The 14,915-nt window shown below is 49.0% G+C and carries 14 protein-coding genes; 7 read left to right on the forward strand and 7 right to left on the reverse strand.

The window, feature by feature from the left end; genetic code table 11:
* Positions 1–364 precede the first annotated feature (364 nt).
* The 4 genes from glnA (at position 365) to H0247_RS08420 (ending at position 4,740) form a co-directional block, all read left to right on the forward strand.
* Positions 365–1,774, forward strand: coding sequence for a glutamate--ammonia ligase (gene glnA / locus H0247_RS08405; protein ID WP_015842300.1), 1,410 nt, complete (start codon positions 365–367; stop codon positions 1,772–1,774).
* A 214-nt stretch (positions 1,775–1,988) separates the two neighbouring features.
* A complete protein-coding gene (glnL, locus tag H0247_RS08410) occupies positions 1,989–3,038 on the forward strand; it encodes a nitrogen regulation protein NR(II) (RefSeq protein WP_005968247.1) in 1,050 nt (349 codons plus the stop codon).
* Positions 3,039–3,046: 8 nt separating this feature from the next.
* The gene (glnG, locus tag H0247_RS08415) at positions 3,047–4,459 is read left to right on the forward strand and encodes a nitrogen regulation protein NR(I) (protein WP_010281648.1); all 1,413 of its coding nucleotides are present in this window, start codon (positions 3,047–3,049) and stop codon (positions 4,457–4,459) included.
* A 143-nt stretch (positions 4,460–4,602) separates the two neighbouring features.
* The gene (locus H0247_RS08420; RefSeq protein WP_010281646.1) at positions 4,603–4,740 is read left to right on the forward strand and encodes a YshB family small membrane protein; all 138 of its coding nucleotides are present in this window, start codon (positions 4,603–4,605) and stop codon (positions 4,738–4,740) included.
* A gap of 55 nt (positions 4,741–4,795) precedes the next feature.
* Here H0247_RS08420 and hemN read toward each other — a convergent pair whose 3' ends face one another.
* From hemN to yihI, 3 genes are read right to left on the reverse strand one after another with little or no spacing between them, the layout of a single operon-like run.
* Positions 4,796–6,169, reverse strand: a complete 1,374-nt coding sequence (gene hemN, locus H0247_RS08425) for an oxygen-independent coproporphyrinogen III oxidase (protein WP_180742146.1) — start codon at positions 6,167–6,169, stop codon at positions 4,796–4,798.
* Between the two features lie 6 nt (positions 6,170–6,175).
* Positions 6,176–6,349: a hypothetical protein gene (locus H0247_RS08430; RefSeq protein ID WP_180742147.1), complete on the reverse strand. Its 174-nt coding sequence runs from the start codon at positions 6,347–6,349 to the stop codon at positions 6,176–6,178.
* Between the two features lie 3 nt (positions 6,350–6,352).
* Entirely contained in the window at positions 6,353–6,901 is a 549-nt protein-coding gene (gene yihI / locus H0247_RS08435; protein ID WP_180742148.1) for a Der GTPase-activating protein YihI, read from the reverse strand.
* Positions 6,902–7,077: 176 nt separating this feature from the next.
* Here yihI and yihA point away from each other — a divergent pair, with 176 nt between their 5' ends.
* Positions 7,078–7,713 (forward strand): ribosome biogenesis GTP-binding protein YihA/YsxC, encoded by a 636-nt coding sequence (gene yihA, locus H0247_RS08440; RefSeq protein WP_015842306.1) that lies wholly within the window; start codon positions 7,078–7,080, stop codon positions 7,711–7,713.
* A 412-nt stretch (positions 7,714–8,125) separates the two neighbouring features.
* Here the strand turns inward: yihA and polA are convergent, their stop codons facing one another.
* The 4 genes from polA to H0247_RS08460 all read right to left on the reverse strand — a co-directional run bounded on the left by polA (position 8,126) and on the right by H0247_RS08460 (position 13,276).
* Positions 8,126–10,915 carry a DNA polymerase I gene (gene polA / locus H0247_RS08445; protein ID WP_180742149.1) on the reverse strand — a complete coding sequence of 930 codons (2,790 nt, stop codon included), beginning with the start codon at positions 10,913–10,915 and terminating at the stop codon, positions 8,126–8,128.
* A 378-nt stretch (positions 10,916–11,293) separates the two neighbouring features.
* Positions 11,294–11,917 (reverse strand): thiol:disulfide interchange protein DsbA, encoded by a 624-nt coding sequence (dsbA, locus tag H0247_RS08450; protein WP_180742150.1) that lies wholly within the window; start codon positions 11,915–11,917, stop codon positions 11,294–11,296.
* A 24-nt stretch (positions 11,918–11,941) separates the two neighbouring features.
* Positions 11,942–12,928 carry a serine/threonine protein kinase gene (locus H0247_RS08455; protein WP_180742151.1) on the reverse strand — a complete coding sequence of 329 codons (987 nt, stop codon included), beginning with the start codon at positions 12,926–12,928 and terminating at the stop codon, positions 11,942–11,944.
* A 78-nt stretch (positions 12,929–13,006) separates the two neighbouring features.
* Complete coding sequence (locus H0247_RS08460) at positions 13,007–13,276, reverse strand: YihD family protein (RefSeq protein WP_010281624.1); 270 nt, start codon at positions 13,274–13,276, stop codon at positions 13,007–13,009.
* 407 nt (positions 13,277–13,683) lie between these two features.
* Here H0247_RS08460 and mobA point away from each other — a divergent pair, with 407 nt between their 5' ends.
* Together mobA and mobB are read left to right on the forward strand one after the other, a co-directional pair.
* Positions 13,684–14,262 (forward strand): molybdenum cofactor guanylyltransferase MobA, encoded by a 579-nt coding sequence (gene mobA / locus H0247_RS08465; RefSeq protein WP_180742152.1) that lies wholly within the window; start codon positions 13,684–13,686, stop codon positions 14,260–14,262.
* On the forward strand, positions 14,252–14,773 hold the full coding sequence (mobB, locus tag H0247_RS08470) for a molybdopterin-guanine dinucleotide biosynthesis protein MobB (protein WP_180742153.1): 522 nt from the start codon (positions 14,252–14,254) through the stop codon (positions 14,771–14,773). The genes mobA and mobB overlap by 11 nt, the downstream gene beginning before the upstream one ends.
* Positions 14,774–14,915 lie beyond the last annotated feature (142 nt).

The following is a 14,915-nucleotide window of genomic DNA, read 5'->3' on the forward strand; positions in this document are numbered from 1 at the left end:
TGCCTCAGGCATTTAGAAATAGCGCGCTATTGTACACGTATTAATCGAGGGACTAAACAAGATCACAAGCATCTATGATAAACAACCTAGAGCTGCTTGCTTTGTGATCCCTTTCACGGTGCAAAAGCGCTACAAGCGAACACAAATGCACTAAATAAGTGCAATAATTCACATACAGGGCACCATTTTGGTGCTTTAAACTATAATGGTGCAGTGGATTTCCGTGAGAAAGCCCCAAGTAGCAACACATTGCACACATTTAAAAAGTTGGCACACTTTTAGCTTTAGTCTACTCACGGCAACAACATCAATCCACAACGATATTCGTTCCACGACGATAAATGACCAATCGGGAGAACCAAGTATGTCCGCAGAACATGTTTTGACGATGCTGAATGAGCACGAAGTGAAGTTTGTTGATTTACGCTTCACGGATACTAAAGGTAAAGAACAGCACGTCACCATTCCGGCTCATCAAGTTAATGCCGACTTCTTCGAAGAAGGTAAAATGTTTGATGGTTCCTCGATTGGCGGCTGGAAAGGTATCAACGAGTCAGACATGGTTCTGATGCCCGATGCCAGCACAGCGATGATCGACCCGTTCTTCGAAGATTCTACTCTGATCATTCGTTGTGACATTCTTGAACCAGGCACCATGCAAGGTTATGACCGCGACCCGCGTTCTATCGCGAAGCGTGCGGAAGATTTCCTGCGTTCTTCTGGCATTGCCGACACTGTTCTGTTCGGGCCTGAGCCAGAATTCTTCCTGTTCGATGACATCCGTTTCGGCAGCAGCACTTCTGGTTCTCACGTTGCTATCGACGACGTCGAAGCTTACTGGAACTCTGGTAAAGAATACGAAGGCGGTAACAAAGGTCACCGTCCAGGTCTGAAAGGCGGCTACTTCCCAGTTCCACCAGTCGATTCATCACAGGACATTCGTTCTGCTATGTGTCTGACCATGGAGCAAATGGGTCTGGTTGTTGAAGCTCACCACCACGAAGTGGCTACCGCTGGTCAGAACGAAGTGGCTACCCGCTTCAACACCATGACCAAAAAAGCTGACGAAATTCAGATCTACAAATATGTCGTGCACAACGTGGCTCACGCCTACGGTAAAACCGCGACCTTCATGCCAAAACCAATGTTCGGTGATAACGGTTCTGGTATGCACTGCCACATGTCTCTGTCTAAAGACGGCACTAACCTGTTCGCTGGCGACAAATACGGCGGCCTGTCTGAACTGGCTCTGTTCTACATCGGCGGTGTTATCAAGCACGCTAAAGCCATCAACGCCCTGGCGAACCCGACCACCAACTCCTACAAACGTCTGGTCCCTGGCTACGAAGCTCCAGTTATGCTGGCTTACTCTGCCCGTAACCGTTCTGCTTCAATCCGTATTCCAGTTGTTGCCAGCCCGAAAGCACGTCGTATCGAAGCGCGCTTCCCGGATCCAGCAGCTAACCCATACCTGTGCTTCGCTGCACTGCTGATGGCTGGCCTCGACGGCATCATCAACAAAATCCACCCTGGCGATGCAATGGACAAAAACCTGTACGATCTGCCTCCAGAAGAAGAAGCAGAGATTCCAAAAGTTGCAGGTTCTCTGGACGAAGCCTTGGCTGCACTGAACGAAGACCGCGAGTTCCTGACCCGCGGTGGCGTGTTCACCGACGACGCTATCGAAGCGTATATCGAACTGCGTAAATCTGAGATTGACCGCGTTCGTATGACGCCGCACCCAGTTGAGTTCGAACTGTACTATAGCGTTTAATAACGACAGCGTTTAATAACGACAACATGGTTGGGTGTGCTGATACCCAACCATGACCGATAACCAACAGAATACTAAGAAGTTTGTTCTTGTTGCCGTGGAAACGCTTCAGCCCATCTTCGGATGGGCTTTTTTCACCACCGGCATTGGCCGTTGCGACGTAACATCCATCATTCACACTACAAGGCACCACGACGGTGCGGGAGTCTGCGTTATGGCAACAGGCACGCTGCCCGATGCTGGGCAGATCCTCAATTCCCTGATAAACAGCATTTTATTGCTGGATAACGATCTGGCGATTCACTATTCCAATCCGGCAGCACAGCAATTACTGGCACAAAGCTCGCGTAAATTATCCGGCACGCCACTGCCTGATTTGCTGGGATACTTTTCTCTGAATATCGATTTACTGCGTGAAAGTCTGGATTCAGGGCAAGGTTTTACGGATAACGAGGTCACTCTCGTTGTGGATGGTAAAGCGCACATCATGTCGCTCACCGCGCAGCGGGTACAAAACGATTTCATCCTACTGGAAATGGCGCCGATGGATAATCAGCGCCGTCTCAGTCAGGAACAGCTTCAACATGCGCAACAGCAGGCCGCCCGTGATTTAGTCCGGGGTTTAGCGCATGAGATAAAAAATCCGCTTGGCGGATTGCGTGGCGCTGCGCAGCTGCTTGCTAAAGCGTTGCCCGATCCGGCGTTGACGGAATATACCAAGGTCATCATCGAACAGGCGGATCGCCTGCGTAATCTGGTCGATCGCCTGCTCGGGCCACAACAGCCTGGCCTGCACGTCACTCAAAGCATTCATCAGGTCGCCGAACGCGTTTGCCAGCTCGTTTCACTGGAAAAACCAGATAACGTGACGCTGGTGAAAGACTATGACCCCAGTCTGCCAGAACTGACGCACGACCCTGACCAGATTGAACAGGTACTGCTGAATATTACCCGCAATGCGCTACAGGCGCTGGGCGAGGAAGGCGGGACGATTACGATACGAACCCGCACCGCTTTTCAGTTGACGTTACACGGCGTGCGCTATCGCCTCGCCGCCCGTATTGACGTAGAAGATGACGGCCCCGGCGTACCCGCTCAACTACAAGACACCCTGTTTTACCCGATGGTAAGCGGGCGCGAAGGGGGAACCGGTTTAGGGCTTTCCATCGCCCGCAGTCTGATCGATCAGCACTCCGGTAAAATTGAATTTAACAGTTGGCCAGGACACACCGAATTCTCGGTTTACCTGCCCATTCGCCAGTGAGGTTCACAATGCAACGAGGGATAGTCTGGATTGTCGATGACGATAGCTCCATCCGTTGGGTGCTTGAGCGTGCGCTTGCTGGTGCGGGTTTAACCTGCGCAACGTTTGAGAACGGAAATCAGGTATTGCATGCGTTAGCAACACAAACCCCCGACGTTTTGCTGTCCGACATCCGCATGCCGGGGATGGATGGATTAGCGCTCTTACAGCAAATCAAGCAGCGTCACCCAATGCTCCCGGTCATCATTATGACGGCGCATTCCGATTTGGATGCCGCCGTCAGTGCTTATCAACAGGGTGCGTTCGACTATTTGCCGAAGCCGTTCGATATTGATGAAGCCGTTGCGCTGGTTGAGCGCGCGATCAGCCATTATCTGGAACAGCAACAGCCAGTACGCAGCCAACCGATCAATGGTCCAACAACGGATATTATCGGCGAAGCGCCCGCGATGCAGGATGTCTTTCGCATCATCGGTCGCCTGTCTCGCTCGTCGATCAGCGTGCTGATTAACGGTGAATCGGGAACCGGTAAAGAGCTGGTAGCACATGCCCTGCATCGCCACAGCCCGCGCACCAAAGCCCCTTTTATCGCCCTGAATATGGCCGCTATTCCCAAAGATCTGATCGAATCAGAACTGTTCGGCCATGAAAAAGGCGCGTTTACAGGCGCAAACCAGATTCGTCAGGGCCGCTTTGAACAGGCCGATGGCGGAACACTATTTCTGGATGAAATTGGCGACATGCCGCTAGATGTGCAAACACGTCTGTTACGCGTCTTGGCAGACGGACAGTTTTATCGCGTTGGCGGCTATGCAGCGGTGAAAGTGGATGTCCGTATTATCGCGGCAACGCACCAAAATCTTGAACAACGAGTGCAGGAAGGCAAATTCCGTGAGGATCTGTTCCACCGCCTGAACGTGATCCGCGTTCATTTACCACCGCTGCGTGAACGTCGGGAAGATATCCCTCGTCTGGCGCGTTATTTCTTGCAGGCCACTGCCAAAGAGCTGGGCGTCGAGCCGAAGAATCTGCATCCCGAAGCGGAAACAGCGCTAACCCGTTTGCCGTGGCCCGGCAACGTGCGCCAATTGGAAAACACTTGTCGTTGGTTGACGGTCATGGCCGCCGGTCAGGAAGTGCTGATTCAGGATCTGCCGCCTGAACTGTTCGAGACCACAGCACCAGATTCCACTGTACATATTCTGCCGGACAGTTGGGCTACGCTATTGGCACAATGGGCCGATCGCGCGCTGCGTTCCGGTCATCAAAACCTGCTGGCGGAGGCCCAACCGGAAATGGAAAGGACGCTGCTGACAACAGCACTGCGGCATACGCAAGGTCATAAGCAGGAAGCGGCAAGATTGCTGGGATGGGGTAGAAATACTCTGACGCGTAAACTAAAAGAGCTGGGAATGGAGTAGCGAGATTGCTTTTTTATTGCTCAATTGTTAACAAACAAACGGGTGATAAAAAATACAATCTGGCGCACGAAATTGTCATTAATTTGTCCTTTACTTGCCTCGAGTCAGCAGTATGATCGTGTCGCTGATTCGGGAGGAATACCATGCTGGACTCATTAATTTCCGCGGCAACACTTTCCGTTGCAACACATGGCGCTGAAATTGGCTCCGCGGCAAGTCATTCGCCGCAGGCTGCTATTGCCGCCGTTTTGTGTGCCGCACTGATTAACTTCTTTAGTTAATCTCAAAAGTTTGAGAACAGCCAGTCGGTACTAACATCGACTGGCTGTTTTTTATTTAAATCACGCGGGAAAACTGCTGCGTTCTGAGCTTGTTACGTAGATAGACGTCAAAGCACATACAGATATTGCGGATCAGCAAACGCCCTTTCGGCGTCACCACCAGCTCATCTTCCTGACTATCCACCAGCCCATCGGCCACCAGCGGAGCCAGCAACGCTAAATCCTGCTCAAAGTAGGTTTTAAAATCGATCGCATATTCTGCTTCAATCGGCGCATAGCTAAGCTGGAAATTACAAATGAGCGTCTTAATCACATCGCGGCGAAGGCAGTCGTCACGCGTCAATTGCAGCCCGCGCCACAGGGCATTTCCTTTGTCTTTAACTTGCGCATAATACTGCTTCAGTTCCTTCTGATTCTGGGCATAGCTATCACCGATCATACTAATCGCCGACACCCCCATCCCAAGCAAATCGCTATCGCCCTGCGTCGTATAGCCCTGAAAATTGCGATGCAGCTTCCCTTCTCTCTGCGCCACGGCCAGTTCATCGTCCGGGCGAGCAAAGTGATCCATGCCGATAAACTGATAGCCCGATTGTGTCAGCGACCCAATCGTCTGTTGCAGAATATCCAGCTTTTGCTCCGCGCTCGGTAAATCCGCTTCTTTGATCTTGCGCTGCGCAGCGAACAGGCTGGGTAAATGCGCATAGTTAAAGACGCTAAGCCGGTGCGGGCTTAATTCCGCAACGCGCTGTAGTGTAAAAGCGAAACTTTCCGGCGTTTGCTTCGGCAGGCCGTAAATCAAATCGATATTGGTTGAGGTGAAGCCCAGCGCCTTTGCCCGTTCAATAAGGGCAAAAATAAAGTCTTCATCCTGCTCACGATTGACCAGCTTCTGAACGTCTTTATTAAAATCCTGAACGCCCATGCTCAAGCGGTTAAACCCTTCGGCGCGCAGATGATCGAGGACGTCCAGCTCAATTTCTCGTGGATCGACTTCAAGCGACAGCTCAGCCTGCTCGGAAAAAGAGAACAGCTCGCGCAGCAGCGACATCAGTCGGCTGATTTGTACTTTATTTAGATAGGTTGGTGTACCGCCACCCCAATGCAATTGCGTCACCGTTCGCCCAGCAAATAGCGGCGCACGCTGGCGAATTTCCTGCTCCAGCACATCAAGATATTCATCCGCTTTATGCTGCTGACGCGTAACCAGCTTATTACAGCCGCAGAAATAGCACAGCCGATGGCAAAAAGGGATATGGATGTACAGCGACAGCGGTCGCTGTGGATAACGGGCAATGGCCTGCTGAAACGCCGGCTCATCGTAAGCTTCACTGAATTCTAACGCTGTGGGATAAGACGTATAACGCGGCCCAGAATAGTTATATTTTTGAATCAGGGCCAGATCCCAGTCAACGGACGGTATCGACATATTCGCTCACTCCTTCCAGTTTTTACTCGGTGGGTTATCCTTCCCCTCCTGATTCATGCGCCCGTTAAACAGGGCGCGGAGCAATCGGTGCTTACGCTTCGACAATAGCCATAGTTTACTGAACAGATAGAGCAGATAAAACGCCACCAGCAATATCAGGAACAGAAACAGCCATTTCATTGATTAGAACGCGTCTTTCGGGTTATTACGTTTCAAAAGCTGCAACATATCTTCCTGCTGTTCTTCTTCGTCATCATCACCCAGCTCGATTCCAAGCTCTTCCATCAGGATGTCGATACGATCTAGCGTTTCATCGACCCATGACTGATCTTTGGCGCTTAGCGTCTCACCACTATCCAGACGATCCAATAAGGCATCCAGACGTGAATCGTTTTCTAACATTTCCAGCTCTTCTTCCGGAGACATTGTCGGTTTGGCAGCAACCACTTTCTCTACAGGCGCAGAAGGCTTCGGCTTAGGTTTCGCAACGGTGCTGTCTAACACGCCAAGCTGTACAGGTTTTTTACTACCAATACGCGGATCGGCTGCTTTACGCTGACCAGAACGCTGATCGGTGGATGCTTTTTCCTGAGTTCGGCTGCCCGCCGCGTGACCACGATGCTTTTTATCTTTCTTACGCTCACGCGCTTCACGCTCTAACTCTTCACGAGTCTTTCTTTTTACTTTGGGTTTTCCTGCCTTATCGGCAGCCCCTTTGACAGGTCGGTTCATAATGTTGTTCTCAGGTACACAGATATAAGGGAAGTCCGGCGGAATCTAGCAGAAAGCCCAAGAATAAAAAAGCGTCCACATCAGACGGCTGAGCTTTGAGGCAGATAAACCCGCCTTTATTGTCAGTTACAGGTATAATCCCCAACCAGACAGAGATTCAGATAGAGATAACCATCGTGACCCAGCAATATAACTACCACATGACGCGTTTTATCATCAGCGCCCCGGATATTCGCCATCTGGCAACAGACAGCGGTATTGAAGTGGCCTTTGCTGGGCGCTCTAACGCCGGAAAATCCAGCGCACTAAACACGCTGACCAACCAGAAGAACCTGGCACGAACCAGTAAAACGCCGGGCCGTACCCAGTTGATCAACCTGTTTGAGGTGACCGACGGCGTGCGTTTGGTCGATCTCCCCGGCTATGGCTATGCCGAAGTGCCAGAGCAAATGAAGATCAAATGGCAACGTGCGCTCGGTGAATATCTGCAAAAGCGTAACAGCCTGAAGGGGCTGGTTGTGCTAATGGATATTCGCCATCCGCTGAAAGATCTTGATCAGCAAATGATTCAGTGGGCAGTCGATGTCGAGCTTCCCGTCTTAGTGCTGCTGACCAAAGCCGATAAGCTGGCCTCTGGCGCACGTAAGGCACAGTTGAATATGGTTCGCGAGGCTGTCTTACCATTTATGGGTGATATTCAGGTCGAAGCGTTTTCGTCACTGAAAAAACTCGGCGTCGATAAACTACGGCAGAAATTGGACAACTGGTTCAGTACGCTGGAACACGCTGAAGAAGAGCAAGAAGCAGAATAATCCTTTCGCGTGGTGCAGAGCATCCTCACTCGCATCACGCCCCACTTTCCCGCAATGATCCCCCACCAGAAACGTTATTTTACCCTCGAAATCGCCTGATACCTTGCTGCTGGCAACGTAGCTACCACCGTTTTGAGGGTAAAAAACCTAGATAAGCCCCATAAAAAACGCCCCGCTCAAAACTGAGCGGGGCGGCTAATATTCAGCCAAATCCGATTACGTGAAGTAAAAGGTCTGAAAGATAGAACATCTTACCTCTGTACCCTACGTCTTTAACTCTACCCTATTTTTTCACGGGAACAAAGGATTTTTTGTTGTTTACTTTCATAGAAAATGGTTATCGATTACACAAAGTTAAACCAGGTCACACAATACTGTTATTTAATTACAGAAATAACGCGAGAATCAGCAATTAATGTGCTTCATCCCAGTTCATGCCCGTACCAATGTCAACCTGCAACGGAACATTCAGTTGCATACAGCCTTCCATTAATGCTTTGATTTTACTAATGGATTCCTCAATAACTGAATCGTGGATCTCGAAAACTAGCTCATCGTGAACCTGCATGATCATTTTCACCTGCGGCGCGTCTTTCTGTAGCCAGTAGTCAATCGCGATCATCGCTTTCTTAATAATGTCAGCAGCGGTGCCCTGCATCGGGGCGTTAATCGCCGCACGCTCCGCACCTTTACGCGCCATCGCATTACGAGAATGGATATCTGGCAGGTAGAGACGGCGACCATCCAATGTAGACACATAGCCATGTTCCGCGGCCTGTTGGCGTGTACGTTCCATGTAATCCTGTACACCGGGGTAACGCTCAAAATACAGGTTCATGTATTTCTGCGATTCGCTACGGGGAATATTCAACTGACGCGACAGGCCAAACGCGCTCATGCCGTAGATCAGACCAAAGTTGATCGCTTTCGCACTGCGACGCTGTTCTGATGTCACCTTATCCAGCGCAGTACCAAACACTTCTGACGCCGTTGCCCGATGGATATCCAGCCCGTTCGCGAATGCGTTCAACAGCCCTTTATCACCCGATAGGTGCGCCATGATACGCAGTTCGATTTGGGAATAGTCCGCTGCCACAATGCTGTAGCCCTTCGGCGCAATGAATGCCTGACGAATACGCCGCCCTTCATCATTACGCACCGGGATATTTTGCAGATTCGGATCGCTGGAAGACAAACGCCCGGTCGCAGTAACAGCCTGATGATAGGACGTATGCACGCGCTTCGTCGCCGGATTGATCATCAGCGGTAGCTTATCGGTGTAAGTAGATTTCAGCTTGGCCAACCCACGATATTCCAGGATCAGCTTCGGCAGAGGGTAATCCAGCGCCAGCTCAGCCAGCACTTCTTCATTGGTTGACGGTGCGCCTTTTGGCGTTTTCTTCAGAATTGGCAGCTTTTGCTTTTCATACAGAATGCCCTGTAGCTGCTTGGTCGATGAGAGGTTGAACTCTTCACCTGCCAGCTCATAGGCTTGTGTTTCCAGCTCCGCCAAACGGGTTGTCAGCTCTTTTGAATGCTCCGATAGAATCGCGGGATCGATCAGCACGCCTGTACGCTCGATGCGGGATAAAACTGGCACCAGCGGCATATCGATAGCCAGGAAGACCTGACACAGGTCGGCATGTGGCTGAAGTTTCCCCCACAGTTTCTGGTGCAGATGCAGCGTGACGTCCGCATCCTCGGCCGCATAAGGCCCAGCCTGTTCCAGTGCGATCTGATTAAACGTCAGCTGATTTTTCCCCTTACCCGCGATCTCTTCAAAGGTAATGGTTTTGTGGTTCAGATAACGCTCAGCCAGGCTATCCATATCGTGGCGGCCGGCCACGCTGTCGAGTACGTAGGATTCCAACATGGTATCAAACGCGATACCGCGTAAATCGATACCGTACCGCTGCATCATGCCTTTATCAAATTTGAGATTCTGACCCACCTTAAGCAGCTTCTCATCTTCCAGCAGTGGTTTGAACAAAGCCAAAACCTTGTCGCGATCCAGCTGTTCCGGCGCATCCAGATAGTCATGCCCTAATGGCAAATAAGCCGCCTCACCAGGCTTAATAGCAAATGACAAACCAATCAGGTTAGCGGTAAGCGTATCCAACCCGTCGGTTTCCGTATCAAAAGCGAAAACGTCAGCCTGTTTTAAACGCTCAACCCAATCGAGCAGCGTTTTCTCATCAAGAATCGTGACATAACCGTCGGCAGAAAGCGTAGGCGCGTTATCTTCTTCAGCAACTTGCTCAACCACCGCGTTACTCACAGTCTGAACAGGCTGGCCGCTCTTTTTACCCTGCATCCAAGTGCCTGATTCAACATCTGATAACCAGCGTTTAAATTCATAACGGGAAAAGAGACGATGCAGTTCATCTACATCCAGCTCATTAACGGTGAGCTGATCGCAGCTAAGCTCCAGCTCAACATCCGTTTTAATGGTGGCAAGCTGATAAGAGAGGTAGGCCACATCTTTGTGCTGTTCCAGCTTCGGCGCCATGGTTTTCGCACCACGGAAGGAAAGCTCGGTAATTTTATCCAGATTGGCATACAGCGCATCCAGCCCGCCAATACCTTGCAATAGCGCCTGCGCCGTTTTTTCACCCACGCCGGGTACGCCAGGAATGTTATCTGACGCATCTCCCATCAACGCAAGGAAATCGATAATCAGCGCAGGGGGAATACCGTATTTATCACACACTTCCTGTGGGCCAAGAATGGTGTTATTCATGGTATTAATGAGCGTCACACTTGGCGTAACCAACTGTGCCATGTCTTTATCACCGGTACTGATCAGCACCGACTTACCCGCTTTTTCCGCCTGAACGGCGAGCGTGCCGATTACATCATCCGCTTCTACACCGGAAACGGCCAAAAGCGGCAGCCCCATCGCTTTCACCATCTTATGCAGAGGCTCTATTTGCTCGCGTAGATCCTCAGGCATCGGTGGTCGGTGAGCCTTATAGTTTTCGAATAGCTCATCGCGAAACGTTTTTCCTTTTGCATCAAAAACAACGGCAACATGGCTGGGCTGATATTGCAGCAGCAAACTGCGTAGCATATTCAGTACGCCATACATTGCACCGGTTGCTTCTCCCACGCTGTTTGTTAGCGGTGGAAAAGCGTGATAAGCACGATACAAATAGGATGAACCGTCTACCAGTATTAAGGGGTTTTCTGCAATCTGAGCCATAGCCTGCCGTGATCGTTGTTGTCTGTCATGGCGCTAAGCATGCCATAGGTCAGGGAAAGAGACGATCCTTAACGTAAGATATTGGCTGATTTTGCATGGATCCTCGCAAGATCTTCCTGTGGATAACTTTGTGAATAGTTTTATACTCTTAATTATTTATTTGACCTGTTATCTCACTGTATTTTTTTATATTGATTAATTTCATGTGGTTATAATATAAATTGTTTGATTTTGAGACACCTAAAACTGTAATCCAATTTGTGGATATAAACCAAAAGATAAATAGGCATTGGGGATTAGGGAGATATAAAGATAAGAAGAATGAACAGCGAGAAAGTAATAAGTCATGCGGCTTTACCCGCATGACTTATTAAATAATTACTTCTTGGTAACGAGGAACTTCACTACGTCAGCGTACTGTTTTACATATCCGTCCATTGAACTGGTATCAAGACCATCATTCTTGATCATATATTTACCGTTAACGAACATGGCCGGAACGCCGCGTAATTGTAAATCTGCGGCCGCTTTTTCCTGCTGGGCAACCAGAGATTTCACAACGAAGCTATTCAACGCACCATCGAACTCTTCCGCACTCACGCCAGCTTTCACAAAGACTTCGCGAATATCTTCAGGCTTTTGTACGGTCTGTGTTTTCTGAACGGCATCAAACATCAGCGGGGTAATTTTATCTTCTACGCCCAGCGCCATGGCCACAGCCCAGGCCTGAGTCAGGTTTTTACCCAATGGACCCAGGAAGTCCACGTGATAACGTGTCATCTTCGTCCCTTCTGGCAACGCTTTTTTTACTGCATCTGGAACATGGTAAACCTGTTCAAATTGATAGCAGTGCGGGCAATAGAACGAAAAGAACTCGAGAACCTGAGGTTCTTGCGTCGCAGGCTTATCTAACTCTACATATTGTTTTCCTTCAGAAAACTCTGCGGCAGAAGCACTACATGCCAGAATGACGCCAATCAGCGCAAGCCATAATTTCTTCATAAATTTAACTCTCTCCATTTAATTTCAATACATTGGCATTAGCTGCAAAGGAGGTTCCTGTAACAGCTGAGTTTGCCCAATAAATATTGCCGTTTGCTTCAACCAAAAATCAGCATCCGTCATCCAAGGGAAATTTTTCGGAAAAGCAGGGTCTTCCCAGCGACGAGCCACCCAAGCTAAATAATAAATCTGTCGCATCGCACGAAGCGGTTCGATCAGTGCGAGCTCTTTCTCCTGAAACTCCGCAAATTCGCTATAGGCCTCTAACAAGATATCCAGTTGAATGCGTTGTTCACGTCGGTCACCGTGCAACAGCATCCATAAATCCTGTATTGCCGGACCATTACGGGCATCATCCAAATCGACAAACAGCGGGCCATCACGCCACAAAATATTGCCTGGGTGACAATCCCCATGCAAACGCAGTGGTCGCCAGTCGCTGTGCCAATAAGTTTCAACTGTATCAATCAGTTGACGGGTTGCCTGTAAAAAATCATGTCGATGTATTTGCGGTATGAGCGGACATGTTTCCAACAGTCGATAAGGTTCATGCAGATATTCATTTACCCCAATCGTCGGACGCTCGGTGAATAACGCTTTCTGCCCCGTTTGGTGAATCCGGCCAAGAAAACGACCAACCCACTCTAGCTGATCTTCATTATCCATTTCATACTGCCGCCCCCCCACACTGGGGAATACGGCAAAATGAAAGCCTTCATAGACATTCAGTGTCTGTCCATTAAGCAAAACGGGCGCGACAACAGGGACTTCATCTTCTGCCAACTGCTGGGCAAAAATATGCTCTTCCTGAATCTGCGCCGCGCTCCACCGTTCTGGGCGATAAAATTTCACCACAAAGCGTTTACGATTTTCATCCGCAAACTGATACACCCGATTTTCATAGCTGTTTAGCGCCGTCAGGCCAGAATCAACGCGCAGCCCAACATCCAGCAAGGCATCCATGATCAGATCAGGGAACAGCGTCTGGAAATTAAATACCGAACTATTCATCACAGCCACAACGGGTCAGAGACAACATAAAAGATACGCGTGCAATAGTTAGCATCATTAACGTGTTATTCCTTTCCACTAGTCTTTAATCACTCCCCGTGCACGAAGCAAAGCGGTCTTAAAATCCTCTTCATAGTCTTTCTTCAAACCAGGAATAACTTGTTCTTTATCTGCATCACGCATTTTTAGATGGTAAATAAGGATATCATCAGTCAGTTCATTTAACTGCCCCTCGAACCCCGCCTCCTGTGCAAGGTTTTGTAAAAATTGCACTAGATTTAAATCGGGTTCTTTTTGCCAGGCTGGGTGCAATAACTCAACCAACTCATTAACGCGATGACATTTCATTTTTTTCTCCTTAAAAACGATTTGTACTCAATAAATTTCAATATGCAGGAAGTTACCTAAGAGATAGTGAGCATATACCCTAAAGAATTCGAGTTTCAGGACAAAACGTTTACGTTTTGAACAGCGTTTGCGCTAGCCCTTTAGGGCGAGGCTCATAAATGAGCCTCGTAATGCGGCAAGCGAGGGAATCCCGATGAGCTTACACTGGTAAGTGATTCGGGTGACCAAACGCGGCCAACGCACATTCAACTTGAAGTATGACGGGTATATAGTGATAAAAATAACAGCCTTGTGTACATGAGGAAAGAACTTGGTCTTCTGAGAAAGTTTCCAGAGAATAGCGTGGAACTTATCCCTCAAAAGCTTTCAGAATAAAGGAAAGTCGGTATAGATACTTGGAAAGTAAAATGATTACAGGCGTTATTCTCGCAGGCGGGCGTGCAACGCGTATGGGCGGAAACGATAAGGGGCTGATAACACTGAATGGTCGGCCGCTATACCTACACGTTCTCTCTCGGCTTAAAGCACAGGTCGACGAGGTTATCATCAGTGCCAACCGCAATCAGGCTATCTATGCGCAAAGTGGATGCCAAATTATTGGTGACTTTGATACAAGCTTTCCTGGCCCGCTAGCAGGTATTCTAAGTGGATTACATGCCGCCATGTCCGAGTGGGTGGTATTTGTCCCCTGTGATGTGCCTGCTTTCCCCCTCGATCTGGTACATCGTTTGTGGCAAGTGCGGGGGGAAGCCAATGCGGCTTATGCCACTGATGGAGAACGTCCACATCCCACATTACTCTTAATCAATAAAAACCTTATTGAACCACTAGAGACCTATCTGCATGTCGGAAATCGTAAGCTGATGCTATTTATGGAACAGGTTGGAGCAAAAGCCGTTTCATTTAACGATCAGCCTGAAGCGTTTCGTAATCTGAATTCGCCTGAAGATTTATCCAATTGGGAGGATCAACGCAGTGGTTTCTAATCATCTCCCTTTACTTGCTGTTGCTGCTTATAGCGGTACAGGTAAAACAACATTACTTAAACACGTCATCCCTCTGCTGATTAATCATGGCGTTAGAATCGGATTAATTAAGCATACGCATCACCAAATGGATATTGATACGCCCGGCAAAGACAGCTATGAACTGCGTAAAGCTGGCGCGGCGCAAACCATCGTTGCCAGCAATCAAAGGTGGGCATTAATGACGGAGACCCCTGAGCAGGAAGAGCCAAATATTTACGATCTGGTAGATAAAATGGATGCCTCGACTCTCGACCTGGTGCTGGTTGAGGGCTTTAAACATGAAAAGATCGCTAAAATAGCTCTATTTCGCCAATCGTTGGACAGAAAATTAAGTGATTTGATCGATGAATATGTCATTGCGATTGCAGCGGATACAGAGATAGACACCATACTTCCGGTACTTGATATCAATCAGCCGGAACAGGTTGCTAATTTTATTCACCAATGGCTCAGACATAACCGCCTGTAGTTTGGAGTAGATCGCCGTTTACACTAAGCCATTCAGTGATCGGTTGATAGCGGCGGTCTTTCACCACAGGATAGAGATTCATAATTGGTCTTCCTGACGGTGTTGTCTTCCCCAAATCGCAGACAGCAAAAAGCCCCTGTCT

It is taken from the genome of Pectobacterium sp. CFBP8739 (assembly GCF_013449375.1).
Lineage (GTDB): Bacteria > Pseudomonadota > Gammaproteobacteria > Enterobacterales > Enterobacteriaceae > Pectobacterium.

Coding starts and splice junctions, on each gene's coding strand:
- H0247_RS08460 (WP_010281624.1), bottom strand. CDS start 13,276: ATGAAATGTCATCGCGTTAATGAGTTGGTTGAGTTATTGCACCCAGCC.
- glnA (WP_015842300.1), top strand. CDS start 365: ATGTCCGCAGAACATGTTTTGACGATGCTGAATGAGCACGAAGTGAAG.
- H0247_RS08430 (WP_180742147.1), bottom strand. CDS start 6,349: ATGAAATGGCTGTTTCTGTTCCTGATATTGCTGGTGGCGTTTTATCTG.
- glnG (WP_010281648.1), top strand. CDS start 3,047: ATGCAACGAGGGATAGTCTGGATTGTCGATGACGATAGCTCCATCCGT.
- mobA (WP_180742152.1), top strand. CDS start 13,684: ATGATTACAGGCGTTATTCTCGCAGGCGGGCGTGCAACGCGTATGGGC.
- H0247_RS08420 (WP_010281646.1), top strand. CDS start 4,603: ATGCTGGACTCATTAATTTCCGCGGCAACACTTTCCGTTGCAACACAT.
- H0247_RS08455 (WP_180742151.1), bottom strand. CDS start 12,928: ATGAATAGTTCGGTATTTAATTTCCAGACGCTGTTCCCTGATCTGATC.
- glnL (WP_005968247.1), top strand. CDS start 1,989: ATGGCAACAGGCACGCTGCCCGATGCTGGGCAGATCCTCAATTCCCTG.
- hemN (WP_180742146.1), bottom strand. CDS start 6,169: ATGTCGATACCGTCCGTTGACTGGGATCTGGCCCTGATTCAAAAATAT.
- yihI (WP_180742148.1), bottom strand. CDS start 6,901: ATGAACCGACCTGTCAAAGGGGCTGCCGATAAGGCAGGAAAACCCAAA.
- dsbA (WP_180742150.1), bottom strand. CDS start 11,917: ATGAAGAAATTATGGCTTGCGCTGATTGGCGTCATTCTGGCATGTAGT.
- polA (WP_180742149.1), bottom strand. CDS start 10,915: ATGGCTCAGATTGCAGAAAACCCCTTAATACTGGTAGACGGTTCATCC.